This window comes from Pseudoduganella aquatica (assembly GCF_020865585.1).
Taxonomy (GTDB): Bacteria; Pseudomonadota; Gammaproteobacteria; order Burkholderiales; family Burkholderiaceae_D; genus Rugamonas; species Rugamonas aquatica_A.
Genome location: NZ_CP086370.1, coordinates 4,493,318 through 4,519,871 on the forward strand (window position 1 = coordinate 4,493,318; position 26,554 = coordinate 4,519,871).

At 66.5% G+C, this 26,554-nt stretch carries 31 protein-coding genes; 22 read left to right on the forward strand and 9 right to left on the reverse strand.

Annotated elements, in window-relative coordinates; all coding sequences use genetic code 11:
* Positions 1 to 15 precede the first annotated feature (15 nt).
* The 8 genes from KT882_RS20000 to KT882_RS20035 form a co-directional block, all read right to left on the reverse strand.
* Entirely contained in the window at positions 16 to 1,035 is a 1,020-nt protein-coding gene (locus tag KT882_RS20000; RefSeq protein WP_161075020.1) for an Rpn family recombination-promoting nuclease/putative transposase, read from the reverse strand.
* A gap of 77 nt (positions 1,036 to 1,112) precedes the next feature.
* Entirely contained in the window at positions 1,113 to 3,200 is a 2,088-nt protein-coding gene (locus KT882_RS20005) for a flagellar biosynthesis protein FlhA (RefSeq protein ID WP_161075019.1), read from the reverse strand.
* The gene (locus KT882_RS20010) at positions 3,200 to 4,336 is read right to left on the reverse strand and encodes an EscU/YscU/HrcU family type III secretion system export apparatus switch protein (protein ID WP_161075018.1); all 1,137 of its coding nucleotides are present in this window, start codon (positions 4,334 to 4,336) and stop codon (positions 3,200 to 3,202) included. Before KT882_RS20010 ends, KT882_RS20005 begins: the two co-directional genes overlap by 1 nt.
* Positions 4,329 to 5,108: a flagellar biosynthetic protein FliR gene (locus tag KT882_RS20015; protein ID WP_161075017.1), complete on the reverse strand. Its 780-nt coding sequence runs from the start codon at positions 5,106 to 5,108 to the stop codon at positions 4,329 to 4,331. Before KT882_RS20015 ends, KT882_RS20010 begins: the two co-directional genes overlap by 8 nt.
* A gap of 12 nt (positions 5,109 to 5,120) precedes the next feature.
* The gene (locus KT882_RS20020) at positions 5,121 to 5,393 is read right to left on the reverse strand and encodes a flagellar biosynthetic protein FliQ (RefSeq protein WP_161075016.1); all 273 of its coding nucleotides are present in this window, start codon (positions 5,391 to 5,393) and stop codon (positions 5,121 to 5,123) included.
* A 16-nt stretch (positions 5,394 to 5,409) separates the two neighbouring features.
* Entirely contained in the window at positions 5,410 to 6,162 is a 753-nt protein-coding gene (fliP, locus tag KT882_RS20025; RefSeq protein ID WP_161075015.1) for a flagellar type III secretion system pore protein FliP, read from the reverse strand.
* Positions 6,159 to 6,542 carry a FliM/FliN family flagellar motor switch protein gene (locus KT882_RS20030; RefSeq protein ID WP_161075014.1) on the reverse strand — a complete coding sequence of 128 codons (384 nt, stop codon included), beginning with the start codon at positions 6,540 to 6,542 and terminating at the stop codon, positions 6,159 to 6,161. The genes fliP and KT882_RS20030 overlap by 4 nt, the downstream gene beginning before the upstream one ends.
* Before the next feature lie 4 nt (positions 6,543 to 6,546).
* A complete protein-coding gene (locus tag KT882_RS20035) occupies positions 6,547 to 7,440 on the reverse strand; it encodes a FliM/FliN family flagellar motor switch protein (protein WP_187358856.1) in 894 nt (297 codons plus the stop codon).
* A 528-nt stretch (positions 7,441 to 7,968) separates the two neighbouring features.
* Between KT882_RS20035 and KT882_RS20040 the strand changes: the two genes are divergently transcribed.
* The 17 genes from KT882_RS20040 (at position 7,969) to KT882_RS20120 (ending at position 22,195) form a co-directional block, all read left to right on the forward strand.
* Positions 7,969 to 8,322: a flagellar hook-basal body complex protein FliE gene (locus KT882_RS20040; protein WP_161075013.1), complete on the forward strand. Its 354-nt coding sequence runs from the start codon at positions 7,969 to 7,971 to the stop codon at positions 8,320 to 8,322.
* 73 nt (positions 8,323 to 8,395) lie between these two features.
* Positions 8,396 to 10,165 carry a flagellar basal-body MS-ring/collar protein FliF gene (fliF, locus tag KT882_RS20045; RefSeq protein ID WP_161075012.1) on the forward strand — a complete coding sequence of 590 codons (1,770 nt, stop codon included), beginning with the start codon at positions 8,396 to 8,398 and terminating at the stop codon, positions 10,163 to 10,165.
* Positions 10,149 to 11,171: a flagellar motor switch protein FliG gene (locus KT882_RS20050; RefSeq protein ID WP_161075011.1), complete on the forward strand. Its 1,023-nt coding sequence runs from the start codon at positions 10,149 to 10,151 to the stop codon at positions 11,169 to 11,171. Before fliF ends, KT882_RS20050 begins: the two co-directional genes overlap by 17 nt.
* Positions 11,171 to 11,872, forward strand: a complete 702-nt coding sequence (fliH, locus tag KT882_RS20055) for a flagellar assembly protein FliH (protein ID WP_161075045.1) — start codon at positions 11,171 to 11,173, stop codon at positions 11,870 to 11,872. The genes KT882_RS20050 and fliH overlap by 1 nt, the downstream gene beginning before the upstream one ends.
* Positions 11,869 to 13,179, forward strand: a complete 1,311-nt coding sequence (fliI, locus tag KT882_RS20060) for a flagellar protein export ATPase FliI (RefSeq protein WP_161075010.1) — start codon at positions 11,869 to 11,871, stop codon at positions 13,177 to 13,179. Before fliH ends, fliI begins: the two co-directional genes overlap by 4 nt.
* Positions 13,176 to 13,631 (forward strand): flagellar export protein FliJ, encoded by a 456-nt coding sequence (fliJ, locus tag KT882_RS20065; RefSeq protein ID WP_161075009.1) that lies wholly within the window; start codon positions 13,176 to 13,178, stop codon positions 13,629 to 13,631. The genes fliI and fliJ overlap by 4 nt, the downstream gene beginning before the upstream one ends.
* Positions 13,632 to 13,712: 81 nt before the next feature.
* On the forward strand, positions 13,713 to 15,125 hold the full coding sequence (gene fliD / locus KT882_RS20070) for a flagellar filament capping protein FliD (RefSeq protein ID WP_161075008.1): 1,413 nt from the start codon (positions 13,713 to 13,715) through the stop codon (positions 15,123 to 15,125).
* 27 nt (positions 15,126 to 15,152) lie between these two features.
* Positions 15,153 to 15,542, forward strand: coding sequence for a flagellar export chaperone FliS (gene fliS, locus KT882_RS20075; RefSeq protein ID WP_161075007.1), 390 nt, complete (start codon positions 15,153 to 15,155; stop codon positions 15,540 to 15,542).
* 31 nt (positions 15,543 to 15,573) lie between these two features.
* Positions 15,574 to 15,882 carry a hypothetical protein gene (locus KT882_RS20080; RefSeq protein WP_187358855.1) on the forward strand — a complete coding sequence of 103 codons (309 nt, stop codon included), beginning with the start codon at positions 15,574 to 15,576 and terminating at the stop codon, positions 15,880 to 15,882.
* A complete protein-coding gene (locus tag KT882_RS20085; protein WP_228893131.1) occupies positions 15,879 to 17,441 on the forward strand; it encodes a flagellar hook-length control protein FliK in 1,563 nt (520 codons plus the stop codon). The genes KT882_RS20080 and KT882_RS20085 overlap by 4 nt, the downstream gene beginning before the upstream one ends.
* A gap of 7 nt (positions 17,442 to 17,448) precedes the next feature.
* Positions 17,449 to 17,916, forward strand: coding sequence for a flagellar basal body-associated FliL family protein (locus KT882_RS20090; RefSeq protein WP_161070774.1), 468 nt, complete (start codon positions 17,449 to 17,451; stop codon positions 17,914 to 17,916).
* A gap of 40 nt (positions 17,917 to 17,956) precedes the next feature.
* A complete protein-coding gene (locus tag KT882_RS20095; RefSeq protein WP_161070773.1) occupies positions 17,957 to 18,700 on the forward strand; it encodes a FliA/WhiG family RNA polymerase sigma factor in 744 nt (247 codons plus the stop codon).
* Between the two features lie 29 nt (positions 18,701 to 18,729).
* Positions 18,730 to 19,647: a flagellar motor stator protein MotA gene (gene motA, locus KT882_RS20100; protein WP_161070772.1), complete on the forward strand. Its 918-nt coding sequence runs from the start codon at positions 18,730 to 18,732 to the stop codon at positions 19,645 to 19,647.
* Entirely contained in the window at positions 19,631 to 20,623 is a 993-nt protein-coding gene (locus tag KT882_RS20105) for a flagellar motor protein MotB (protein ID WP_161070771.1), read from the forward strand. The genes motA and KT882_RS20105 overlap by 17 nt, the downstream gene beginning before the upstream one ends.
* Before the next feature lie 66 nt (positions 20,624 to 20,689).
* Complete coding sequence (flgM, locus tag KT882_RS20110) at positions 20,690 to 20,965, forward strand: flagellar biosynthesis anti-sigma factor FlgM (protein WP_161070770.1); 276 nt, start codon at positions 20,690 to 20,692, stop codon at positions 20,963 to 20,965.
* A 2-nt stretch (positions 20,966 to 20,967) separates the two neighbouring features.
* A complete protein-coding gene (gene flgN, locus KT882_RS20115; RefSeq protein ID WP_228896719.1) occupies positions 20,968 to 21,423 on the forward strand; it encodes a flagellar export chaperone FlgN in 456 nt (151 codons plus the stop codon).
* Positions 21,410 to 22,195 carry a glycoside hydrolase family 73 protein gene (locus KT882_RS20120; protein WP_228893132.1) on the forward strand — a complete coding sequence of 262 codons (786 nt, stop codon included), beginning with the start codon at positions 21,410 to 21,412 and terminating at the stop codon, positions 22,193 to 22,195. The genes flgN and KT882_RS20120 overlap by 14 nt, the downstream gene beginning before the upstream one ends.
* Here KT882_RS20120 and flgA read toward each other — a convergent pair.
* On the reverse strand, positions 22,180 to 22,863 hold the full coding sequence (flgA, locus tag KT882_RS20125; protein WP_228893133.1) for a flagellar basal body P-ring formation chaperone FlgA: 684 nt from the start codon (positions 22,861 to 22,863) through the stop codon (positions 22,180 to 22,182). The two genes, KT882_RS20120 and flgA, sit on opposite strands and share 16 nt — an antisense overlap.
* 140 nt (positions 22,864 to 23,003) lie before the next feature.
* On the opposite strand from flgA, the gene flgB reads away from it, so the two are divergent.
* The 5 genes from flgB (at position 23,004) to flgF (ending at position 26,540) form a co-directional block, all read left to right on the forward strand.
* Positions 23,004 to 23,366: a flagellar basal body rod protein FlgB gene (gene flgB, locus KT882_RS20130; RefSeq protein ID WP_161070767.1), complete on the forward strand. Its 363-nt coding sequence runs from the start codon at positions 23,004 to 23,006 to the stop codon at positions 23,364 to 23,366.
* Positions 23,367 to 23,399: 33 nt separating this feature from the next.
* Positions 23,400 to 23,816 (forward strand): flagellar basal body rod protein FlgC, encoded by a 417-nt coding sequence (gene flgC / locus KT882_RS20135; RefSeq protein WP_161070766.1) that lies wholly within the window; start codon positions 23,400 to 23,402, stop codon positions 23,814 to 23,816.
* A gap of 3 nt (positions 23,817 to 23,819) precedes the next feature.
* Positions 23,820 to 24,488, forward strand: a complete 669-nt coding sequence (locus tag KT882_RS20140) for a flagellar hook capping FlgD N-terminal domain-containing protein (protein ID WP_161070765.1) — start codon at positions 23,820 to 23,822, stop codon at positions 24,486 to 24,488.
* Positions 24,489 to 24,558: 70 nt separating this feature from the next.
* On the forward strand, positions 24,559 to 25,794 hold the full coding sequence (locus KT882_RS20145) for a flagellar hook-basal body complex protein (protein ID WP_161070764.1): 1,236 nt from the start codon (positions 24,559 to 24,561) through the stop codon (positions 25,792 to 25,794).
* A gap of 20 nt (positions 25,795 to 25,814) precedes the next feature.
* On the forward strand, positions 25,815 to 26,540 hold the full coding sequence (flgF, locus tag KT882_RS20150) for a flagellar basal-body rod protein FlgF (protein ID WP_161070763.1): 726 nt from the start codon (positions 25,815 to 25,817) through the stop codon (positions 26,538 to 26,540).
* Positions 26,541 to 26,554 lie beyond the last annotated feature (14 nt).

Genomic DNA, 26,554 nt, shown 5'->3' on the forward strand with positions numbered 1-26,554 from the left:
GCACCGGGACCGCAGCTAGCGTTGCTTGTCCGGCGAGCCGAAAACGCTGGCGGCCGCCGCCCCGTCAAGCAACAGGTCCATCCAGCCCTGCAACTGGGCGGCGTTGCCATCTTCAACCTTTGCCAGCACGGCCTCCGGCACGGCGTCTCCGCCGCGTCTGAGCATAGAGAGCACCGCCAGCCTCAAGCCGGCGCGCTGGCCCTGCTCTATTCCCTGCTCTATTCCCTGCTCTATTCCCTGCTCTATTCCCTGCTTAATGCCTATCTGAATGCCCTTCTGGATGGCATCATATTCCCACATTTCTTCAAATGTTCCGAATCTCTGGTCATGCATAATTTGCACCTCCTCCGGCGTGTAGCGCAGCGGTACTTTCAAATGAGCAAATCTGCCGCGCAATGTAAGCACTATCCAGCGTGAGACCGTGCGGCGCAATGATTGGTTCCCCTGCTCCTCAAGCCAATGTGCAATACACGCCAGCACAGGCCCAAGGTTTCTGCCGCACTCAAGGGCGAACAAGGCCGCCACCACGCTGCCGTCAGCGCCAGCATGTCGCGCCCAAAATGACTGATCGATCAAGAGATAGCGCTGCGCAAGCTGTACCTCCTCCAGGCCAGGCGGCGGCGTCTCAAACATATCGGCCAACTCTACGCTGCCGGGCCAGTGCTCCTCCCCGCTATAGAGCACCAATGGCAGTATTGCCGGCAGCAAGCCATGCCGCAGCGACGCGCTTTGCTTGAGCAACTCTTGGCAGAGCAAGCCGGCATACACATGCATGCGCAGCGCCATCCAGCGATCCGGCGTGGATTGGAATTCGAGCAAGACGTAGAGCACCCGGGCACCCGGCTCCAAGTGAACGCGCCAGACCATGTCGCCATGCCGCTGACGGCCGGCGTCCGTGGTATAGCTTGCGCTGATGCGTTGGCAGTCTGCCGGCGGCTGAAGCAATAGGCCGGGCAACACCAAGGCCAGCAGTTCCCGCACAAGCTCCGGATGCGCGAACAGCTGTTTGTAGCCGGTGTCGTGGTCCGCTCTCATGAGCGCAGTGTAATGCGGGCGGCGCGGCGGACGCGGCCCCATGCACGCAAGGTTTGCGCGCGCGCAAAGGCAGGCGCTTAGCCCACCGTGCCGATAATGCTCACTTCGCGGTTTTCCGGCACTTCATTGTAGGACAGCACACTCAGGCCGGGCGCGAACAGGCGGGCGTAGCGCGCCAGCAGCGGACGGATCTGCGGCAGCACCAGCAGCAGCGGCGGCGTGGCCTGCTGCTTCATCTGCTCGCGCGCCACCGGCATATTGACCTGCAGCTGGGCCAGCAGATGCGGGTCGATCGGGTAGTTGTCCAGCACCACCTTGCCGCTCTGGCGCGCCTGGTTCAGGGAACCCAGCAGCATATTTTCCAGCTCGCCGCCCAGGTTGAAAGCCAGCATCTCCGACTTCTGCCCGAACAGGCCGGTGACGATCTGGCGCCGCAGCGCGCAGCGCACCTCGGCCGCCAGCAGGATGGGGTCCTTGGTGGTTTCCGAGCTGTCGAGCAAGGTGGTGGCGATCGGCACGATGTCCTTCAGCGACACATTTTCAGCCAGCAGCACGCGGAACACGCGCAGCAGCTGGGTGTGCGTGAGCGCCTTGTCCAGCGAAGCGGCCAGCTTGGGCGAGAGCGCCGTCAGCCGCTCCAGGATGGCGGGCACGTCCTCGTGGCGGAACAGCTCGGGCAGGTATTCGCGTATCAGCTTGGACACATGGGTGGCGATGGCGCTCGGCGCCTCCACCACCTGGTAGCCCAAGCCCAGCGCATTGGCCTTCTCGCTGCTCTCGATCCAGATCACCGGCATGCCGTAGGCCGGCTCCACGCCCGGGATGCCGTCCAGCTTGCCGTACACGGTGGGCGAAGGAATCGCCATCAGCCGGTCAGGGAACACTTCGGCCTGCGCCACCACGCTGCCGCTGAGCACCACCGCGTACTGCGAGGGTTTCAGGCCCAGGTCGTCGCGCACCGCCACCGGCGGCAGCACCATGCCCATCGATTCGGACAGGCTTTGCCGCACGCCGCGCACGCGCTTGGTCAGCGGCTCGCCGTGCGCCTTGTCTATCAGGCTCACCAGCTTGTAGCCCAGGGTCAGCTGCAGCGGCTGCACCGCCGGCAGGTTCTGCCATTCCAGCTCGGGCACCTTCTCCTCGCGCAGCGCGGCCTCGATGGCCTGCAGCGCGCTGGTGTCCGGTGCGGACACGCGCTTGCTCAGGCGCCAGGACACATAGCCCAGCACCGCCGCGAAGGTCATGAACATCAGCCACGGCATGCCCGGCACCACGGCCAGGATGGCCATCAGGCCGGCCGCGCCGCCGATCACGCTTGGCGACGTCAGCAGCTGCTGCTTGACGGTGTCTTCGAAGTCGCCCGAATCGCTGATGCGGGTGACCAGGATGGCCGAGGCGGCCGACAGCAGCAGCGCCGGGATCTGCGCCACCAGGCCGTCGCCGATGGTCAGCAGCGCGTACTGGCGGAAGGCGTCGCCGAAGGACATGTTCTGCATCAGCGAGCCGATGGCCACGCCGCCGACCATATTGATGATCAGGATCAGGATGGAGGCCACCGCGTCGCCGCGCACGAACTTGGAGGCGCCGTCCATGGCGCCGTAGAAGTCGGCCTCCATGGCCACGTCGCGGCGGCGCGCCTGGGCTTTTTCCTGGTTGATCAGGCCGGCGTTCAGGTCGGCGTCGATCGCCATCTGCTTGCCCGGCAAGGCGTCCAGCGTGAAGCGCGCCGACACCTCGGAGATCCGCTCGGCGCCCTTGGTCACCACGATGAAGTTGATGATCATCAGGATCACGAACACCACCAGGCCGACCACGAAATTGCCGCCGATAACCACATTGCCGAAGGCCTCGATCACCCGGCCGGCCGCGCCCGTGCCTTCATGGCCCTTGAGCAGCACCACCCGGGTCGACGCCACGTTCAGCGTCAGCCGCATCAGCGTCGTGGCCAGGATCACCGTCGGGAACACCGAGAAGTCCAGCGGCCGCTTGGCCGACACGCTGACCAGGATCACGATCAGCGCCAGCACGATGTTGAACGTGAACAGCACGTCCAGCAGCACCGGCGGCAGCGGCAGGATGATCATCCCGAGGATGGCCATCACGAACAGCGGAGTGGCGAACTTGTGGCGGCGCAGTTCTGCGACGATACGGTTCAGGAAATTCATTACGGTATTACCTCACTCATGGAAGATGGCACGGCGACATCGGTCGGCAGGCCGGGCTCGGCATTGCGGCGCCCGGCGCGGAAAGCTTTCAGCTGCAGCACATAGTTCAGCACCTGCGATACGGCCTGGTAGAGCTGCACCGGGATCTGCTGGTTGACCTGGCTGGTATTGTAAATGGCGCGCGCCAGCGGCGGCAGGGGCAGCACCTCGATCTGGTGTTCCTGCGCGATCTGGCGGATATACAGCGCCATCTCGTCCACGCCCTTGGCCAGCACATAAGGCGCTTCGGCGCGCTGCTCGTCGTACTTGAGCGCCACCGCGTAGTGCTCGGGGTTGACGATCACCACGTCGGCGTTCGGCACGGTCTTGCGCGCGGCGCGCTGGGCCAGCGCGCGCTGCAGCTGGCGCACGCGCTGGCGCACTTCCGGCCGGCCCTCGCTGCTTTTGTATTCTTCCTTCAGGTCCTGCTTGCTCATGCGCTGGTTCTTGGCGTAGAAGAAAGCCTGGGCCGGCACGTCGACCAGGGCGAACAGGATGAACACCGACACCAGCGCCATCAGGCCGTCCAGCATCAGCGCCGAGCCGCTCAGCAGCGCCTCGTTGAGCGGCATGCCCTGCAGCCGCGTGTAGTCCTGCACGCTGGTGCTGCCCACGTGCACCAGCACCCAGATCAGCACGCCGGACTTGGCCAGCGACAGGGCGAACTCGAAGGCGTGCTTGCCGCCGAACAGCCGGCCCAGGTTGGCCACCGGGTTGAAGCGCTCCAGCTTGGGCTCCCAGTGTTTGCTGGAAAACACCCAGCCGCCCGGGAACAGGCCGCCCAGCACGATGGCCAGCGGCACCACGAACAGCGGCAGCAGCATCTTGATCAGCAGCGCCATCGACGAGCTGAAGACGATGGACAGGGTGTTGTCCAGCGAACCCTGGCTGTCGAACTCGGCGAAACTGAGGTGGAACAGCTCGCGGAAATCGCTCAGGTAGGACGGCAGCAGCCAGATGAAGAGCTTGAGCGTGACCAGGATGCCGAGCGCGGTGGCCAGGTCGCGCGAGCGCACCACCTGCCCCTCCTCGCGGGACTTCTTCAGCTTCTGCTGTGAAGCCTTTTCTGACTTGTCGCCGGTGCTGTTCTCAGCCATGGGCCACCTGCATCTGCTGCCGTATCATTTCCAGCACCCGCCCGGTCATGCGGACATAGTGCTCGGGGATGAAGCGCACCACCTGGCCCAGCATCAGCAGGCCGAAAATGGTGATCACGGAAAAGCCCAGCGCGAACAGGTTCAGCGAGGGCGCCACCCGGTTCAGGAAGCCGAAGCCGACCTGCACCACCATGGTGGAGAAGACGATGGGCACGGCCAGCAGCATGGCGGCGGCGAAGATCCAGGCCACGTTCCAGGCCACAGTCTGCAGCAGCAGCGGGCTGTAGCCGCCGCCCAGCGGCCAGGCCTGGAAGCTGCCGCCGATCACGCCGGCGATGACGAGGTGGCCGTCGATGGCGAAAAACACAATAATCACCAGCATGGACAGCAGCGCCGACACCACGTCCGAGGACTGGCCGTTGACGGGGTCGTTCATCACCGCCATGGAGAAACCGATCTGGCTCGACACCAGGTAGCCCAGCACCATCATCACCGACACGCTGAAATGGAAGGCCAGGCCCAGCACCCCGCCGATCACGGCCTGCTCCAGCGTGGCCGCCACGCCCTGGACTGAAATGGGGTCGATCGCCAGCGCGTTGCCGGTCAGCGGCAGCATCAGGATGGACAGCACCAGCGCGGTCAGCACGCGCACCGTCACCGGCACCATGGCGTCGCCCAGCACCGGCGCCGCGCTCAGCATGGCCAGCACGCGCACGAAAGGCCACCACCAGGCATTGAGCAGCGGCAGCAACTGGGCCAGTAGGGATTCCATGGCCGCTCCGCCCTACCCTACCAGTGTGGCGGCGCGGGTGAAGATGGACACGCAATAGTCCATCAGGTAGCCGGCCATCCAGCGCCCGGCCAGTATCAGCGCCAGCAGCGTGACCATCAGGCGCGGCAGGAAGCTCAGGGTTTGTTCATTGATCTGGGTGGCGGCCTGCACCAGCGCCACCAGCAGGCCCATGATCAGGCCCGGCACCACCAGCACCAGCACCAGCACCATCACGACGTGCAGCGCCTCGACCACCAGGTCGACCGCGATATCGGGGGTCAGCATAGGTCGGCCCCCATCGCTAATAGGCCTGGATGCTCGTGACGAGCGTGTTGACGGTCAGGGTCCAGCCGTCCACCAGCACGAACAGCAGCAGCTTGAACGGCAGTGAAATGACCAGCGGCGACAGCATCATCATACCCATGGCCATCAACACCGAGGACACCACCAGGTCGATGATGAGGAAAGGGATGAACAGCAGGCAGCCGATCTGGAAGGCGGTCTTCAGCTCCGACAGCACAAAGGCGGCCAGCTTGACGGTAAAGGCGTGGTCGGCCGGCTTGGCCACATTGTCCTCGCCCGCCAGGTGGGCGATCTGCTTGAGCGCGGCCTTGCTGGTCTGGGCCAGCATGAAACGCGAAATCGGCTGCTCGGCGATCTTCAGCGCCTCCTGCAGGCCGATCTTGTCCTGGTCGTAGGGCACGAAGGCGTCCTTCCACACCTGGTCGCCGATCGGGCGCATCACCAGCAAGGTCAGGATCAGGGCCACGCCCGTCACGACGCGGTTGGGCAAGCCCTGCTGCAGGCCCAGGGCCTGGCGCAGCAGCGACAGCACGATCACGAAGCGGGTGAAGCTGGTCATCATCATGACCAGGATGGGCAGCAAGCCCAGCAAGGTCATGATGATCAGGATCTGGGTCTTGACCGTCAGTTCCGTGTTCGCCCCCGGCACCACATTGGCCAGCAGGTCGACCGCGTGCGCGGGGGCGCTCGCCAGCACGCAGGCGGCAAGCGCACCTGCCGCAGCGCAGGCGCGGCGCGCAGCCAGCGTCATGGCGCCATCATGTCGAGATTCAGGCCGTCCAGGTCGATTACCTTCAAACCATAGTTTTCGCCCGCCACCACCACTTCGGCGCGGCCGATGGCGGTGCCGTTGACCTTGATGACCAGCGGCTCGCCGGCCAGCACGTCCAGTTCCACCACGCTGTCCGGGCCGATCGCCATCAGGTCCTGCAGCGAAATGCGGGCCGAGCCCACCTCCAGCGTCAGCGTGACGGGGATCTTGCGCATCATCTGCGGCAGGTCGCGGCGGCCGCCGCCGCTGCGGGGCTGGGCCACGTCGGCCAGGTCGTTGCTGACCTGGTCGATAATCATTTCTTCCGACAGGTCTTCGAGCAGCGCATCGCTGGTGCTGTTTGCGTTGATGTTCATCATGGAGTTAGTCGACGTCTTCAAAAGAGGTTAAACAGAGCTTGCCCTTGTGCTCGCTCACAGCGGCCGTGAACAGGCGCGAATCGTCCAGCAGCACTTCGGCGCGGTGCATGCTGATCGGGATCACGTCGCCGATGCGCAAGTCGAACAGGTTGCCCAGTTCCATTTCCTTGCTGACCAGGCGGCCCTGCAGGCCCACCTGCAGGCGCGCGCCCAGCGGCGCCTGGTTGCGCGCGGCGCGGCGCGCGGTGTCGCGCTCGGGCTGCAGGCCGCGCAGCACGCTGGCCATCAGATTCTTGTCGAGCGCGAACAGGAAGCGCCCGGTGAGCGGCTCCGGGCTGGCGCTGTCGGGATCGCTGACCGTGACGGCGATCACCCAGCCGCCCTTGGACGGCAGGCCGCCGCCGACCGGCTTGAAACCCTGGTCGCCGGCCTCGGCCTGCTCCGCCGCACCGGCCGCCGCGGGATTGGAGGCCGGCAAGTTCGATTCGATGCGCGCCGCCAGCGTGCCCGCCAGCTGCAGGCCCAGCACCACGGCCAGGCGCTCCTCGGTAGCGGTCACCTTCACCGCCGTCTCGTCGGCGGCGGCATTGCTCTTGGCGCGGCCGTAGCGGTAGTTCAGCACCGCCAGCAGCACCTTGCGCTCCAGCGAGAAGGCGATCTGCCCGGCCGGCGCCGAGAAATTGGCCCAGCGCAGCGCGATCTCCTCGCCGTCCAGGCGGGCAAAGGCCACGCTGTCGACCTGGAAGCTGCCCCAGTAGCGGCGGTTGACGTTGAGCCGCATGGCCTGCGCCAGGTCTTCCTTGAGCTGGGCGGCGAACGCCGGCAGCCGGTGCACAGGCCTGCCCAGCAGGCATGGGTCCAGAACTTGATGTTGCGCAGTCTGTTGTGTGATGGTCATTTCAGTGGTCTGGTCGGTACGCTATCGGTACGCTGGCGATACGCAGATTGTTGCACAACCGCATGCCATATCCTAGCTTAAATCGCAGGTGTTTAGCTAGGGCGTTGTACCCGCCGCAGCGGAGCCGGAGTTTACAGCAAAACCGACACTATTGCTACGCATCAATAAAACGTTTTCTCGCCTTGGGGCTTTACAGGAAAGTTGCTAACGGGTAAGCTTATTCGTAGCATGACGGTCTTGCAGCCGCAATGCAACAAAAAATGCCGCCGCCGCTCCCACTACCCGCTTAGTCTATGATTAAAAAGGAAATTCTGTCGTTTTCCCGCGCCACGCCGCAGTCCGCGCACGTCTTTTTTGTTGTTTCGCCGCACGTCGGCACACCGAACTAATTTCCAGCATGTATCATTCTCCTGAGTCCGCTTTTAGACGCGTCGCAACCGGGCATTGGCGCCGGGCACTGTCCGAATATGGCCGACATGGGGCTATGGTAGCCATGTGTAAGCAACGTTGCAATTAAGTGGAGGTAACATGGCTAATGAATTTGCCAGCCTGATTCAGGCGGATCTGGCTTCCCTGACGAACGCCGCCGCCGACCTGTCGGCCAGCAGCATCGCCCCTGCGGCCCAGTTCGGCGCGCTGCCGGGCGCGGCCGGCAACCACAGTTTCTCCTTCGCCCAGTCGATGCGCGACGCCGTCACCCGCGTCAACGCCGACGACCAGATGGCGGCCCAGAAAATGGCCGACGTCGACGCCGGCCGCAGCGACGACCTGGTGGGCGCCATGCTGTCCAGCCAGGAAGCCAGCCTGTCCTTCTCGATGCTGATGCAAGTGCGCAACAAGGTCATGGGCGCGGTCGACGAACTCATCAAACTGCCGCTGTGAGGCCGCGCTGCCGCGGCAGCGCAGTCCGGCGTCTTCCCGTTTCGAATAAAACCTTTCCAAGCGAAAGTCCACAGTGATCAACACCATCAAGTCCGCTTTTGGACGCTGGCGCTCCGGCGACGGCGCCGCGCCCGCCCTGCCGCCCGCCCTGCTGAAAAACCTCACGCCCATATTGCTGCTGGCGATAGGCGTGACCGCGCTGGTGCTGATGGTGCTGTGGAAAGACCAGTCGGCCTACAAGCCGGTGTTCGGCGCGCGCGAAAAAGTGGTGGCGGCCGACATGATGACGGTGCTCGACGGCGAGCACATCCCCTACCGCGTGCATCCGGACAGCGGCCAGGTGCTGGTGCCCGAGTCCATGCTGGGCAAGGTGCGCATGCTGCTGGCCTCGAAAGGCGTGACGGCCCAGCTGCCGGCCGGCCTGGAGCTGATGGACAAGAACGACCCGCTGGGCGTGTCGCAGTTCGTGCAGGACGTGCGCTTCCGGCGCGGCCTGGAAGGCGAACTGGCGCAGTCCATCATGACGCTGGACGCGATCGCCACGGCGCGCGTGCACCTGTCCATCGCCAAATCGACCTCCTTCGTCACCAGCGACGGCGACAAGTCGTCCGCCTCGGTGGTGATCGCCACCAAGCCGGGCCAGAAGCTGTCGCCGGAAACCATCGCCGCCGTGGTCAATATGGTGGCCGGCAGCGTGGCCAGCCTGAGCCCGGGCCGCGTCAGCCTGGTCGACCAGGCCGGCAACCTGCTGTCCTCGCACGTGGACCTGGCCGACGGCTTCGAGTCCTCGGCCGCCACCAATGAAAACGGCAAGCGCCTGCAGGACGACATCCGCAACAATATCCGCGGCCTGCTCGGCCCCATCGTCGGCGAAGACAATTTCCGCCTCAGCGTGACGGCCACCGTGAACAACGACAAGGTCGAGGAAACGGTGGAGAAATACGGCGAAACGCCCAAGGTGACCAGCGAAGCCATGCGCGAGGAGCAGGACCGCAACCGCCTGGTGATGGGCGTGCCCGGCACCCTGTCGAACCGCCCGCCGGCGGCCGACGCGGCCAAGGCCACCGATCCCAACCAGCAGCCCGACGGCTCGGCCAAGAAGAACGCCACCACCCGCCAGTACGCCTACGACCGCAGCATCGTGCAGACCAAGCATGCGCGCGGCACGCTGGAGAAGCAAAGCATCGCCGTGGTGCTGGCGCAGGCCGCCGCCCCCTTCCCGAAAACCGGCTGGACCGCGGCCGAACTGGCCAATATCGACAAGGTGCTGCGCAACGGCCTGGGCATCAACGCCGAGCGCGGCGACGCGCTGGTGGTCACCGCCATGAACTTCCCGCCCAAGGCCGCAGTCACCCCGTGGTGGCAGGAGCGCGACACCGTGGTCGACTTCAGCGCCTGGCTGACCTACGCGGTGGGCGCCCTGCTCGGCTATCTGCTGCTGCTGCGCCCCATCATGCGCCTGCTCACCGCGCGCTTCGCGCCGCCGGCGCCGGCCAATGTGGCGCTGCGCGGCAATGCCAGCGGCCGCTCCGGCGCCACCGCCGAAGCCACCGTGGTGGGCGGCCAGGCCGCCGGCGCGCCGGGCACCCAGCCCGCCCCGGGCGCGCCCGCGCTGGGCACGCCGGAAGCGCTGCAGGAGACCGGCGCCCAGACGCTGGAAGGCCAGCCGGTCGCCAAGCCGGGCATGCCGGTGGTGCCGCTGCTGGAAAACTACGATCTGCCGCCGACCGGTTCCTCGGTCGACGTGATGGTCGATCACCTGAAGATTCTGGCCGAAAAAGAGCCGGAACGCGTAGCCGAAGTCGTCAAACAATGGATGCAGAAAAATGGCCGATCTCAATAACGAACTGCCCGACGGTACGGGGCTGACCCCGGTTGAACAGGCCGCCATCGTGCTGCTGAGCATAGGCGAGGAGCCGGCCGCCGCCGTGCTGCGCTGCCTGTCGCGCGAGGAGCTGCTGGAGGTGACCCAGGTGATGTCGCGCATGAGCGGCATCAAGGTCGAAGCGGTGAAGACCGCCATGCAGTCCTTCTTCGACGACTACCGCGAGCAGTCCGGCGTGCACGGCGCCTCGCGCGCCTACCTGAAGCGCTCGCTGGACCTGGCGCTGGGCAACGATATCGCGAATACCGTGCTCAACAACATCTACGGCGACGAGCTGCGCCCGAAGATGGCGCGCCTGCAGTGGGCCTCGCCGAAATGGCTGGCGGAATATATTGCCAACGAGCATGTGCAGATGCAGGCCGTTTTCCTGGCCTTCCTGCCGCCGGCCCTGGCCGGCCAGATTATCGACGGACTGCCGCTGGAAGGCCGCGACCTGGTGCTGCTGAACCTGGCCCGCCTGGACGAGATCGACCGCGATCTGCTGCAGGAGCTCGACGAGCTGGTGGACCGCTGCCTGGGCAGCTTCGACAGCCAGAGCACCAGCGTGGAAGGCATACGCCAGACCGCCGAGATCCTCAACCGCCTGCCGGGCAACCGCGCCCAGATCGTGGAACTGCTGCGCGCGCACGACCCGGAAGTGGTGAACCAGATCGAGCTGTCGATGTACGACTTCCTGATCCTGTCGACCCAGACCGAGGCCACCTTGTCGCGCCTGATCGAGGAAGTGCCGCTGGAACAGTGGGCCATCGCGCTCAAGGGCGCCGAGCTGGCAATCCGCGACGCGGTGCTGAAAACCATGCCGAAACGCCAGGCCCAGGCCTTCGAGGACATGATGCGCCGCGCCGGCCCCGTGCCGATGTCGCGCATCGAACAGACGCGCCAGGAAATCATGGCCACCGTCAAGGCGCTGGCCGACGCCGGCGAAGTCGAAGTGCAGCTGTTCGCCGAAACGGTGGTTGAATGATGAAGCAATTCCGCCCCTACCGCTTCCCGCCCCTGTCGCAGTTCGCCCCGCCGCCCAGCCGCGGCAGCGGCAGCGCCGGCCTGAGCACCGACAGCGCCCAGTGGCAGGCCTCGGTCAGCGAAGGCTTTGAACAGGGCCAGCGCGACGGCTACGAGATCGGCCTGCAGCGCGGCCAGGAGGACGGCTTCGAGGCCGGCCGCAACGCCGGCTTCGAGCAGGGCCGCGAGGAAGGCCGCAACGAGACCCTGGTCGGCTTCGACACCATGGCCCGTCCCGTGGAGTCCATGCTCAAGGGCCTGAAAAAACTGCGCGCCGACTACCGCGCGGCCCAGCGCAAGGAGGTGGTGGACCTGGTGGCCAAGGTGGCGCGCTCGGTGATCCGCGCCGAGCTGGCGCTGCAGCCGGTGCAGATCATGGCCCTGGTCGACGAGACCCTGGCCTCGATGCCGCCCACCCGCGAGGACATCGACGTCTACCTGAATCCGGAAGAACTGAAACGCATCGCCGATCTCGACCCCAAGCGCACCAAGCGCTGGAACCTGATTCCGGACGCCCGCCTCGACATCGGCGAGTGCCGCATCCGCGCCGGCGACAATGAAGTTGATGCCGGATGCCATCAACGTCTTGCCGCTGTCATGGAACAGGTCGATAATCAACTCCAGGCCGCCGACGGCGGCGACGAGTCCGAAAGCGAAGAATGATAGCCGATGCCTTGCGCAAGCTGGAGCTGGACGCTGTCCCCATGGCCACCCCGACCGGGCGGCTGGTGGGGGCGTCCGGCCTGCTGCTGGAAGCCATGGGTTGCCCCATGCACACAGGCCAGCGTTGCCAAATTGAAACCGTCAGCGGCGAATGGCTGGATGCGCAAGTGGTCGGTTTCCGCGACAAGCTGTCCTTCCTGATGCCGTTCAAAAAGGCCGTGGGCCTGACCACCGGCGCGCGCGTGATGCCGTCGGCGGAAAAAGTCAGCCTGACCATCGGTCCCGGCTGGCTGGGCCGCATGGTCAACGGCCTGGGCGAACCCATCGACGGGCTGGGCAAGCTGGGCGGCGATTTTCCGCTCGACTACACCCCGCCCCGCATCCACCCGCTGCGCAAGAAGCCGGTGACCGAACCGCTGGACGTGGGCGTGCGCGCCATCAACGCCATGCTGACCCTGGGCAAGGGCCAGCGCGTCGGCCTGATGGCCGGCTCCGGCGTGGGCAAGTCCGTGCTGCTGGGCATGCTCACGCGCCAGACCGTGGCCGACGTGGTGGTGGTGGGCCTGATCGGCGAGCGTTCGCGCGAGGTGCGCGAATTCGTCGAGATGTCGCTCGGCCCCGAGGGCCTGCGCAAGGCCGTGCTGGTGATCGCCCCGGCCGACGAATCGCCGCTGATGCGCATCATGGCCACCGAACTGTGCCATTCGATAGCGGCGCACTACCGCGACCAGGGCAAGAATGTGCTGCTGCTGGTGGACTCGCTGACGCGCTACGCCATGGCGCTGCGCGAGCAGGCGCTGGCGCTGGGCGAGCCGCCCGCCACCAAGGGCTATCCGCCGTCGGTATTCTCGGCGCTGCCGCAGCTGGTGGAGTCGGCCGGCAACGGCGAAAACCCGAACGGCAGCATGAGCGCCATCTACACCGTGCTGGCCGAGGGCGACGACCAGCAGGACCCGGTGGTCGACACCGCGCGCGCCATCCTGGACGGCCACATCGTGCTCACGCGCGAGCTGGCCGAGCGCGGCCACTATCCCGCCATCAACATCGCCGCTTCCATCAGCCGCTGCATGAACCAGGTGATCAGCAACGAGCACATGCTGGCCGCGCGCGCGCTGAAGGCGTCGATGGCGCGCCATGACCGGGTGCGGGACCTGATCCCGCTGGGCGCCTACGTGCCCGGCGCCGACCCGGTGACGGACAAGGCGGTCAATCTGCACCCTCATGTTGAAGACTACCTGTGCCAGGGCACCAAGGAAGCGGCGCCCTACGCGGCATGCGTGTCCACTCTGGAAAGGCTGATGGCATGACCCAGTCCCCGAAAAACCCGTCCCACATGATACGCAACCTGTCCACCCTGGTGGACCTGCGCACCACCGAGGTCGAGCGCCTGCGCTCGGAGATGGCGGCCAAGGAAAGCGTGCGCGACCGCTACCAGAAAAATCTGGACCGGCTCACCGGCCTGTACCAGAACAGCGGCGCCAGCGGCAAGCTGCCGATGGCGCTGGCCTCCAACTGCGGCGACTACAAGCAGGCCGTCATGCAGATGGCCGACAGCCACCGCCTCGACCTGAATATGCACGAGGCCGACATGGCCGTGTCGCAGCGCGCCCTCAACGCGGCCTATGTCAAGCGCGAGGTGCTGGACCAGGTGCTGCAGAAGAAGCAGCAGGCCGCCGTGCACCATGAACGCGCCCAGGAACGCAAACAGCATGACGAACTGGCAACGCAATTGTGGTTGCGCAGTCAAAAACCCGGCTAATCCACAAAAATTTCATAGGGAAACATTTTCGGTCGCCTTCTAGCACTGTACACTTCCCTCTCATTCTCCGGAGCACACATCATGGCAACCACCGTCCCAGGCAGCAGTAGCCCAGACTACCCGGCTTATATGGCCACGCAGCTGGCGACCCGCTATACGGAAGCCTCACAGACCCTGCTCGACACCAAGACCAAGGCCGCCGCCGACGGCGTCAGCGGCGTGAGCAAGCTGAGCTCGGCCATGAGCACCTTCAGCAGCGCCCTGCTGGCCCTGTCCGGCAAGAAAAGCGTGCTGGCCAACACCGCCTCCTTCAGCAGCGATATCGGCACCGCCACCGCCGGCTCGGCAGCGGCCGCCGGCACGTATAGCTTCTATGTCGAGCAGCTGGCCACGGCCGGCCAGGTCTCCTATGGCGGCATCACCGACACGGTCGCCGCCGGCAGCGGCAGCCTGAACGTGGTGCTGGCCGACGGCACCAATTTCAACGTCAACCTGGTCAACGCCGACAAGAACCTGGACGGCACGCTGACGGCGCAGGAGGTGGCCACCGCCATCAACCTGGCGGCCGACAACGACTCCACCGTCACCGCCTCCACCCTGACCGTCAACGGCGCCACCACCCTGGTGCTGACCTCGAACGCCACCGGCAAGGACAATGCTGCCTCCATCGACGCCAGCGGCGTGACCAACCTGGCGCTGAAAGGCATGCTGGAAGACACCAGCAAGCAGACCCAGATCGTCACCGCGCAGAACGCCGTGGTGTGGCTGGGCGCGCCGGACGGCAACCCGCTCAGCCAGAACCGCATCGAGCAGGCGTCCAACACCTTTGCCGTGGTCAACGATGTGAAGATGACCTTCACCAAGGCCCAGACCGGCGGCGTGCCCGCCACCCTGACCGTGGCGACCGACAACGCCGGCACCAAGAGCAATGTGCAGTCCTTCGTCGACGCCTACAATGCGCTGAACAAGGTGCTGGACGAGCTGACCTTTGTCGGCGACACCCCGAACAAGAAGCCGCCCGGCCCCTTCGCCAACGACGCCGGCCTGAAGGCGCTGCGCAGCCGCATGCAGGACATGCTGCGCAAGAGCACCGACGGCGTAAGCCTGCCGGTGTTCGGCATCACCGCCCAGCGCGACGGCAGCCTGGCCGTCAAAGCCGACCGCCTGGCCACGGCCATCGCCGCCAACCCGGCGGCGCTGGACAAGATCTTCGGCACCAGCAGCCTGAACAACACGTCCGCGCTGCTGGGCGGCCTGGACAAGCTGATGAGCACCTGGACCAACAGCGTCGACGGCCACATCGGCGAACGCCGCCAGACCAACGACCGCCTGCAGCGCACCCTGAGCGACCGCCAGGACGCGCTGGACAACCTGTTCAACAACTCCTACAAGCGCTATCTGCAGCAGTTCACCGCCTTGCAGTCGCTGCAAAACCAGATGTCCCAGAACACCGGCCTGTTCTCCGCCCTGTTCGCCGACAAATCGAGCTCCTAACCGGGCGCCGCGCCCACACCAGAGAATATGATGAACCAGGAAGCCTATAGCAGTTACCACTCCGTTAATCTGGACGCCCAGACCGCGCGCGCCTCGCCGATCGAGCTGGTGCTGGTGCTGACCGACGGCTTGCTGGAGGAACTGGCGCGCGCGCGCGGCCACGTGGTGGGCAAGCGCTACGAGCTGAAGGCCGCCAGCCTGAACAAGTGCACCGAGATTATCAACGGCCTGTCCAGTTCGCTCGACTACGACCAGGGCGGCGAAGTGGTGGCCAACCTGGGCCGACTGTACGACTACTGCGTGGCCCGGCTGTACCGCGCCGGCGTGGATATGGACCCGGCCATCGTGGACGAGGTGACCGGCCTGCTGACCACCATCAAGCAGGGCTGGCTCGGAGTACAGGCCAAGAATGGATAGGCAACAAACATTGCTGCAGATGGCGCAAAAAATGAGCGCCGCCACCGCTTCCTCGGACTGGAATGCGCTGGCGGCGATTAATACGTTAATGGCCGCCTCGCTGCCGGCCATGGCCGCGCAAGGCCCGTGGAGCCCGGCCGAGCGCGCCGCGCTGGCGGCGCTGCGCCAGCTGCACCGGCAAGCCGAGCACTGCGCCGGCCTGGCCAGCGCCGAGCTGGCGGCCAAATTGAGCGAAATGCAAGCGAACAAGGAAGGCTGGATGGCCTACGCCATGACCAGCGGGCACGAGCCCAGCGAAGCAACACGCAGCGAAGCTGCGGTCACCGGAACCACTGCATGACTATGATCTCCAACGGCGCCCCTGGCGCCCCCACCCCCGCCCCGTCCCTGCTGGACACCGCAGTCCCGGCCGCAGGCGCGGGCGATGCCGCGCTGGCCTTGCTGGGCGCCGCCCTGCCAGGCGCCGCCGCCGTGGCGCTGCCGCTGTTTTCCCAGCTGCTGGGCGACGCCGAACCGGCCGCCGATGGCGGCGCGGCGGATGCCGGCGTCCCGGCTGCCGATGAAGGCGCGGACAGCGCCGCCGGCAGCGCCGGCCTGGACGCCATGAACGCCATGCTGGCCCTGGTCCTGCCGCCGACCGCCGGTCCGGCCGCCGCACCGACGGCCGCCCCGGCATCCGGCCCCGGCCAGGCCGCCGACGCAGGCATTGCCGCCGTGGGCGCGGCCGGCAGCGCCGCCTATGGCGCCCAGCCCGCCGGCGCCTACGCCGCCACCAGCGCCCCGGCCGGTGCGCCCGCCTGGGCGCCAAGCGCCGCGCCGCAAGCGGCCGGCTATGCATCGACCTCCGCGCCGACCTCCGCGCCAAGCGCCGCGCCGGGCGCAGTTTCCGGCAGCGCCGCCCCCACCGCGGCGCCGTCCGCCGCCGCGCCGGCCCAGCCGCTGTTTGCCGGCGCAGCCGCCTACACCGCCAGCGCCGCACCGTCGGCGGCGCCAACGGCCGCCCCGTCCGCCGCGCCGGCTTCGGCCCCCACTTATTCCGCCGTGCCGACGTCCGCGCCCACAGCCGCCCCGACGGCAGCGGTGCAATTGGCGGCCCAGCAAGCCGCGCGCGAACAGCGCGCCGCCTACCTGGCCGCCACCGCCGCGCCGACCTCCGCACCCAGCGCCGCCCCCGCCGCACAGGCCGCCATTCCGGCCGCCCTGCAGCAAGCGGCCGACCAGCTGCTGCAAGGCCAGCAGCGCACCACCATCCAGCGCGCCGACCTGGGCACCATCAGCGGCGCGGCCCTGGCTGCCGGTGCGGCGCCGGGCGGCGCCGCCATCGCCGCAGCCGGCGACAGCGCCGCGCAGGCCGGCGGCGGCAGCGCAGGCGGCAATCCGGGCAGCAGCGCCGGCGGCGGTTTCGGCGCCATCCACCAGCTCAACGCGGCGGCGGCAGCGGCCCAGCCCGCCGGCGGCGACGCCGTGCGCCTGGCCGGCAACCCGGACCAGTGGCAACAGCCGCTGCGCGACGCCCTGGGCGACCGCCTGCAGCTGACGCTGCAACGCAATAACGACCATGCGGTGATCCGCCTGGAGCCGCCGAATATGGGCACCGTCGAGATTTCGATCCGCCACAGCGCCGGCGCGCTGCAGGTGAACTTGTCCGCCAACAACAGCGAAGTGCTGCGCCAGCTCAACACCATAGGCGACAGCGTGCGCCAGGACTTGTCGCAGCGCAGCCTCGGCGATGTGGCCGTCACCGTGTCGGCCTCGCCGCGCGGGGGCAGCCAGTCGCTGGCCGACGGCGGCTCCGGCCGCCAGCAGGGGCAGAACCAGGAACAGCGCGGCCCCGGCCGCGCCCTGGGCGACGACGAGGCTGCCGCCCCCACCTTTGCCATGACGACCGAACGGGAGTAAGGAATAGATGAATAAAAAACTGGTGATAGCGATGGTGGGCGTGCTGCTGCTGGGCGGCGGCGTGGCCGGCGGCGCAGTGTGGTACATGGGCAAGCAGGCCGCCACCGGCGGCGAAGGCAAGGCCGTCAAGCACGAGGAGCCGAAGGCCGAGACCGAACCACCGAAATATATCACCGTGGAAAAGGTGATCGTCATGCTGAAACGCAGCGAAGGCGAAGTGGTAACGCACTATCTGTCGGCCGACCTGGTGGTGGCCACCACGGCCAAGCAGGAGAAGGAATGCAAGGAACATCTGCCGCTGTTGCGCAGCGTGGCCGTCAAGGCGCTGTCCGGGCTGCCGATGTCGAAAGCGGCGACCATGTCGATCGACCAGTTCGCCGACGAGTTGAACAAGGCATTCGACGAGACCTACGCCAAGGACAAGCGCGAGCGCCCGTTCTCGGAAGTGATGATCGGGAAACTGATCCTCGAGTAGGCGTGGCTGGCTTAGGCTGGCCGTAACAAGTGGGGCGGGCATGGCATATATAGAGCAATACGCAGACAGCTACGCCGAGAGCTATGGCGCGGCGGGCAGCACGCCCGCCGCGCACAGCGTGGCCGACGAGCAGAAATACCTGCTGTCGTATGCGCCGCTGGTCAAGCGCATCGTGCGCCAGCTCAATTCGCAGATCGCCGGCGCCATCGACCGCGACGACATGGAGCAGATTGGGCTGATGGGGCTGCTTGAGGCGCTGCGCCGCTACGGCGTGCCGGACGGCGCCTTCGGCAGCTACGCCAGCCTGCGCATCCGCGGCGCCATCCTCGACGAGCTGCGCCGCCAGGATTGGCGCCCGCGCGCGGTGCGCCAGCACAGCCACAAGCTGCGCGACGCGGTGCGCGAACTGACCCGCAAGCTGGGGCGCGAGCCGGACGAGCGCGAGATTATCGACGGCCTGGGCATCAGCGCCGAGGACTACCAGGCCTACCAGCTCGACGAAAGCGCCGAGATGATGGCCAGCTTCGACGAAGTGCTGCAGGACACCGTCAGCCCCGGCGGCGACAGCGCGCCCAGCCCGGAAGACCAGCTGGTGATGCGGCGCTCGCTGGCCCAGGCGCTGGGCGGCCTGGACGAGCGCGAACAGCGCGTGGTGCAGATGTATTACGAATTCGAGCTGAGCTACAAAGAAATTGCCGCCGTGCTGGACCTGACCGACGCCCGCGTCTGCCAGCTCAACAAGGCGGCCCTGAATAAAATGAAAGCGGTGCTGCAAAGCGCCTGATAGACCATGACGCGGAAAGGCGTGACATCATGCAGCAAATAATCGGTATTCTGATCGTCCTCGGCAGTGTGTTCGGGGGCTTCTTCATGATGGGCGGCAGCTTCCACCAGATCTGGCAGCCGATCGAGCTCATCGTGATCGCCGGCGCCGGCCTGGGCGCGCTCGTGATCGGCAATCCCACGCACGTGCTGAAGGAAATGGGCACCCAGCTGAAGAAGATCATTACCCGCAAGAAGTACGACTCCGAGTTCCAGCGCCAGTTGCTGCTGCTCATGTACGAACTGCTGCAGCTGGCCGCCGGCGGCCTGAAGGCACTGGACGCCCACGTCGAGGCGCCCAAGGACAGCCCGCTGTTCCAGCGCTACCCGCTGGTGCTGGAAGAGCCGAAACTGCTGGCTTTCATTGTCGACAACTTCCGCCTGATGGCGATGGGCAAGATCAACGCGCACGAGCTGGAAGGCGTGCTGGAGCAGGAACTGGAAGCCATCCACGAAGAGCTGAACCAGCCGGCCAAGTCCATCGGCAAGATCGGCGAAGCCATGCCGGGCTTCGGCATTCTGGCCGCCGTGCTGGGCATCGTGATCACCATGAGCACCGTGTCCGAAGGCGCGACCTCGGGCGAGATCGCGGAACACGTGGGCGCGGCCATGGTCGGCACCTTTATCGGTATTTTCCTGTGCTACGGCCTGCTCGACCCCATCGCCAACGTGATGAAGCAGCTGGTCAACCAGGAAGGCTCCAACAAGGAATGCGTGAAAGTGGTGCTGGTCACCCACGTGGCCGGCAAGCCGGCGCTGCTGGCGATCGACGCCGGGCGCCGCCTGGTGGCGCTGAACGTCAAGCCGAGTTTCGCCCAGCTCGAGCGCTGGATCAACGAGCTGGAAGGCCGCGACAGCGAGCCTGAGTCCGGATCGCGCCGTGGAGGTGGCCGTGCAAAAGCCGCATGAGAAACATGAAGCCACCATCGTCAAGCGCGGCGGCGGCAAGCATGCGCATGACGACCACGGCGGCGCCTGGAAGGTCGCTTTCGCCGACTTCTGCCTGGCGCTGATGTGCTTGTTCCTGGTGCTGTGGCTGATGGCGGCGCGCAACACCGAGAGCCTGCAGCACATCCTGACCGAGGCCGACGGCAACAAGACCGACCAGGGCAAGGGCGTGATGCCCGAGCAGGTGGGCGGCCCGCGCGGCAGCCTGATCGAGCGCTTCCCCATGCCGCGCAGCGGCAAGAACGACTCGCCCGGCCAGGCCCTGGCCAGCGGCGAGAACGCCTCCGAGGTGCCGGACAAGGTCAGCTATGAAACCCCGGGCGAGCTGCACAAGCTGGCCAAGGCGCTGGCCAAGCTGAGCGCGGAAACCGGCCTGGCGGCCAACCTGGAATCGGTGATCACCCCCTACGGCCTGCGCGTGATGCTGCACGACACCGACAAGCAGGGCATGTTCGTGCGCGGCTCGGCCGTGCCGACCGACCGCTTCGCCAATCTGCTGAAAAGCATGGGCCCGCTGTTCGAACGCATGGAGAACCAGATGCTGGTGGTGGGCCACACCGATTCCGTCCAGTACAGCGACACCGGCTATTTCGCCTATTCGAACTGGACGCTGTCGTCCAACCGCGCCATGGCGGCGCGCTCCATGCTGCTCTCGGGCGGCATGCGCAAGGACAGCGTGCTGCAGGTGGTGGGCATGGCCGACCGCGCGCCCATCGACACCCAGAAGGCCGACGCCGGCGTGAACCGCCGCATCGAACTGCTGATTTTGACCTCGGCCCAGGCCAAGGCGGTGTCGTCGATGTTTGGCATGCCCGGCAGCAAGAACATGATGGAAGGCGAAGTCGACACCGCGCTGCCGGATGCCGAGTCGCTGCAGAAGCTGCGCAACAAGCTGGGGCCGGAAGGCAAATACGGGACCGGGCGAAATGGGAACTGAACATTTACTTCGCGTCGCGGCGTAAGGCGGGTTACTATGCAAACTTCCAAGACCAGGGGTCAACGTATGAGAATTTCGACTGGCGGCGTGGACGGCGTGGCCGTGCAGCGGGTGGCCGAGAGCGCGCCGGCCGACGGCGCGCACGCTCCCGCCCGGGCGCCCGCCGCGCCCGAATTGCAATCGGCCGTGCTGCAGCCGGCGCTGGCCGCGCTGAAAGCCATGCCCGAGGTGGACCACGAACGCGTGGCCGAGCTGCGCGACGCGCTGGCCAGGGGCGAGCTGCCCTTCGACCCGGACAAGCTGGCCGGCCTGATCCAGCGCTTCCACGGGAGCGACAAGTGAGTATGGCCCCGAGTGCCGCCGTGAATGCGGCAGCCCCCTCGACGCGCCAGCAAGCCATGCAGCTGCTGCTCGACGGCGTCGCCCAGGACATGGCGGCCTACGCGGAACTGCACGGCTGGCTGGAACAGCAATTCGACGCGGCCGTGCGCCACCAGCGCGCCCGCCTGGAAGAAATCGCCACCACGGTGTCGGCCCTGGTCGACGCCATGGACGCGCGCCGCGCCCAGCGCGTGCAGTACGCGGTGCAGCTGGTCGGCCCCGAGCCGTCGATGGAGCGGGTGTTCGCCCTGCTCAAGCCCGAACCGCGCGCCCGCCTGGAGCAGCAATGGCAACAGCTGGAACTGCGCGTGCTCGAATGCAAGCGCCTGGGCAAGCGCAACAGCGAATTGCTCGTCAACCAATACACCATCATGCAGCGCGTGCTGCATGGAGAGGACCAGCTCTATGAGCCGGCCTGACACGCTGCGCCCCACGCAGGCCACGGCCGCCACGGCGGCCACCACCAGCAATATGCGCCCCACGGCCAGCCTGTCCACCCCGGGCGGTTTCAGTGCCGGCGGCTTGAGCGCGGGCGGTTTCAGCGCCGCCTTCCGCCAGGTGCAGGGCGACGTGGCCGCCACCATCCAGGGCGGCTGGAGCGCTTCCGCCGGCAGCCAGGACGGCGCCCTGCCCTCGCAGGCGCTGAGCACGGCCGCCGCCGCGCTGCGCGCCCGCGCGGCCGGCGCCATCGACACCCTGGACAGCGGCGCGAACCACGGCAACACCACGGCGGACCAGCAGGAGTTCCTCGCCAGCATACAGCCGTGGGCGGCCGACGCCGCCAAGCGCCTGGGCGTGGCGCCGGAACTGGTGGCCGCGCACGCGGCGCTGGAATCGGGCTGGGGCCAGCATCCCGTGGGCAACAGCAACAATCTGTTCGGCATCAAGGCCGGCGGGCAATGGCAGGGCGCGGTCGCGTCCGCCACCACCACCGAGTACGAACAGGGCGTGGCCCTGAAGAAGGTCGAGCGCTTCCGCAGCTATCCCGACCAGGCCGCCGCCTTCGACGACTACGCCAGCACGCTGCTGGCCAATCCGCGCTACCAGCAGGCGCTCAACACCGGCAGCGACGCGCGCGCCTTCGCCAGCGCCCTGGCGCGCGGCGGCTACGCCACCGATCCCGGCTATGCCGACAAGCTCAGCAAGCTAGCCGGCAAAGTCCAGCAGATGAAAAATCATTTGGGTGACTGAATGGACACGGGCAAATCGGCGGGTTCCACCATTCCAGCGCCCGTCACCCGCGCCTTGATCACATTGCCGTTGTTGTTGCGCACCCGTATCAGCGCGCCGCGCGCGCCAGGGTCCAGCGCCTCGCCCGCCATGCTGACCTCGATCTGCTCGTTGCGCGCCACGATGCGCACCGCCTCGCCGCGCTTGACCAGCAGCTGCGCCGTCAGCATGTTCTGGCGCAGCAGCTCGCCGCTGCGCAGCGACCGGCGCGCCGACATGCCTTCCAGCAGCGCCAGGTCGGACACGGCGTCCGGCACCAGGCTGATGTCGCGCCGCTCCAGCGCCACGTCCGCTGCCTCCACGGCCCGGCCGCTGGGCACCTCGGCCGCCATCACCGCCACCCGCGCCGTGATCTTGGCGCGCACCACGAACTCGTATTTCCATCCCCCCTCGCCCGGGCAACTGGCCACGAGGCGCAGCCGCGTGGCCTGGCGCGCGTCCAGCACCCCCACCGCCACCGGGCTGGGACAGGCCGGCAGCGGCCGGCTGGTGCGCACCGCCGCCACCTCGAACTCCGCTTCGGCCAGGCCGCTGGCGTCGGCCTGGCGCAGCAGGGCCTCGCGCGCCGTTTGTTCCACCAGCGCCACAGTCTGCTCGGGCGTGACGGCCGCTTCGCCAGAAATTGGCACGGCAATCGCCAACGCGGCAATAAACGGATGTAAAATGGGATTGTTGAACATGGGCAATACCTTTACTATGTGGGCTGCGGCGCGCGCTTGCGTCCGGTCGCCATTTTACATGGGCAACGTATCTATGACAGGAGGGAATAATGGGCATTAATTTCAAAGACGCACTTGGCCTGCATGGCGATGCGCTCCATTTGCGTGCCGAACGCACGCGCATCCTGGCATCGAATATTGCCAATGAGAACACGCCGGGCTACCAGGCCCAGGACATGGATTTCGCCGCCACGCTGGCCCAGACCCAGGCCCTGCAAACCGGCGAGCCGGAACTCGATGCGGACGGCAACGCGCTCTACCGCGTGCCCTACCACCCCACCCGCGACGGGAACACCGTCGAGATCGGCGTCGAACAGGCGGCCTTCTCGCAGAACGCGAGCGACTTCCAGACCAGCTTGACCTTCATTAATATGAAGCTCAAGGGGCTGGCCAAAGCGATCAATGGTCAATAAACCGGTCAACCACCCGGCCAACAGGGCATCCCCATGAGCTTCAAAGACATTTCCCAGATCGCCGGTTCGGCGATGGCGGCGCAGACGGTGCGCCTCAATACCGTGGCCAGCAACCTGGCCAACGCGGACTCGGTGTCCGGCAATGAAAACCAGACCTACCGCGCGCGCAAGCCAGTGTTCGCGGCCGTGATGAACGAAGGCGCCAACGCCGACAACGGCGGCCGCGTGCAGGTGCTGGACGTGGTCGAGAGCAGCGAGCCGCTGCGCAAGGTCTACGAGCCGGGCAATCCGCTGGCCAATGCCGAGGGCATGGTGTACTACCCCAACGTCAACCAGGTGGCCGAGATGACCGACATGATGTCGGCCTCGCGCGCCTTTGAAACCAACGTGGAAGTGCTGGGTCGCATCCGCTCCATGCAGCAGTCGCTGCTCAAACTCGGTGAAGGTTAAGCCATGCAAACTAATTTCTTCTCCAATACCCCGGCCACCCAGACCGCCGGTTCCAATCCGCTGGCCAACGGCAGCGAAACGTCCACCATGTTCACCAAACTGCTGGTGGCCCAGATCCAGAACCAGGACCCGCTGTCGCCCAGCGATCCCAGCCAGTTTATCAGCCAGCTGACCCAGCTGTCGCAGACCGAAGCGCTGCAGAACGTGGGCAACCTCACCAGCGCCAACGCCAGCATCCTGCAAAGCATGCAGGTGCTCGCGCTGGGCGCGCAAGTGGGCTCGGACGTGCAGGTGGCGTCCACCTCGGTGGAGCTGGACAGCACCAAGGTCAAGGGCGAGATCACGCTGGCGGCCAGCAGCAACAAGACCACCCTGGTGCTGACCGGCCTGGATGGCAAGGAACACAAGATCGAACTGGGCGCGCAGTCCAGCGGCGCGGTGCCCTTCGCGCTCGACCCGCAAGCCCTGGGCCTGCCGGCAGGCAACTACAAGATGCGCGTGGAAACGAGCAGCAAGGAAGACGCGTCGATCGACCTGATCGGCCGCCTGAACAGCGTGCGCCTTGGTTCCGGCGGCGCGGTGGTGCTCAACGTGGCCAACGTCGGCGAGACCTCGCCGGCTTACATCACCGCCTTCAACGGCAAGGCCGGCAGCACCGTCGCCAGCAACTGAACCACCGCTTTAAAACATTTGTTCATCTAGCAAGCAAGTACAACTCAGTACACCACGAAAGGTATCCGCCATGAGTTTCGATATCGCACTGTCCGGCATCCAGGCAATTAACCAGCAACTGGGCACCATCTCCAACAACATCGCCAATGCGGGTACCTATGGTTTCAAGGCCAGCCGCGCCAACTTCGCCTCGCAGTACGCGGGCGACCAGGCGACCGGCGTGCAAATCGGCTCGGTGACCCAGTCGATCGGCAAGAACGGCGGCGTGGTCAACACCGGCATCGGCCTGGACGCCGCCATCAACGGCCGCGGCTTCTTCGTCACCAAGGACATCCAGGGCCAGAACAACTACACCCGCGTCGGCATTTTCCACGCCAGCACCGAGGGCTACCTGGTTGATGCGTCCGACCGCCGCGTGCAGGGCTTCTCCATCACCCCGCCGTCGACCACCCTCGGCCCCATGGGCGACCTGCAGGTGCCGACCGGCCAGATTCCGGCCGTGGCCAGCGAGAACCTGAAATACGTCAGCAACCTGTCGGCCGACTGGAAAACCATCGACCCGGCGGTGAACCCCTTCGCGCCGCCGACGACCACCCCGACCGTGACCTCGCCGGCGCCGGAGTCCTACAATATGTCGCGCGTGTCCGTGGTGTACGACTCGCAGGGCAACCAGCACACGATGACGCAGTACTTCATCAAGACCGCCACCAACAACGTGCATGTGACCTACGCCATGGACGGCAACGGCATGGACCCGGCGCTGGACATCGACCTGCCGTTCGACGCCAAGGGCGCGATCGACGCTGCGGCGCTGCCCGACCCCAAGCACGCGCTGACCTACGATCCGGCCAATGGCGCGGCGGTCATCAACCTGACCATCGACTACACCGGCACCACCCAGTTCGCCGGCGAAGCGACCACCTCGACCAACAAGGCCGACGGCTACGCCTCGGGCACCTTTATCGGCGTCGAGCTGGCCAAGGACGGCTCGCTGGTGGCCAAGTACAGCAACGACCAGCGCCAGTCCGTCGGCAAGCTGACCGTGGCCACCTTCCCCGACGAGGGCTCGCTGACCCCGGTCAGCGACACCAGCTGGCTGGCCTCGAACGACTCCGGCACGCCGCTGTTCGGCACCCCGGGCAACGGCATGGCCGGCGCGCTGAGCGTGGCTTCGCTGGAGCAGTCCAACGTGGACGTGACCACCGAACTGGTCGGCCTGATGACCTCGCAGCGCAACTACCAGGCCAACTCCAAGGTCATCCAGACCGAGAGCGCCATGCTGCAGTCGCTGATGCAAGCACTGTAAGCGCCGGCCGGGACTGACACATGGACGCACTGATCTACACCGCCATGAGCGGCGCCGAACGGGCGCTGCGCGGGCAACAGGTCCACGCCAACAACCTGGCGAATATGGACACCACCGGCTTCCGCGCCAACCTGGAGCTGTCGACCTCGCGCCCGCTGAGCGGCTACGGCTACGACGACCGCCACATGGCCGACATGCAGGCCAACGCCGTCACCACCCGCAGCGGCACGATGAAGTCGACCGGCCGCGAGCTGGACGTGGCCATCGCCGGCGACGGCTTCTTCACCGTGCAAGGCCCCACCGGCGAGGGCTACACCCGCGCCGGCGCCATTACGCTGGACGCCGACGGCGCCATGACGGTGGGCGGCATGCCCATCCTGGGCGAAGGCGGCCCGATCACGCTGCCCATCCATACCAAGGTGCAGATCGGCCAGGACGGCACGGTGTCCATTCTGACGCCGGGCACGGCCCAGCTGCAGGTGGTCGACAAGCTCAAGCTGGTGAAAGCCGAAGCGTCCGAACTGACCAAGAACGAAGCGGGCCTGCTGGTGGCGCGCGACGGCCAGCCGCTGGCCGCCGACGAGACCGTCAAGGTCAGCTCCGGCCACCTGGAAGGCAGCAATGTGTCGGCGGTCGAGGAAATGGTCGCCACCATGAGCTTGAACCGTACGTTTGAAATGCAGATGAAGCTGTTCAAAGCCAGCGACAGCATGGCTGAAGCCGGCAACCGCCTGATCGGCGGCTGAGCCCACCCAACGAC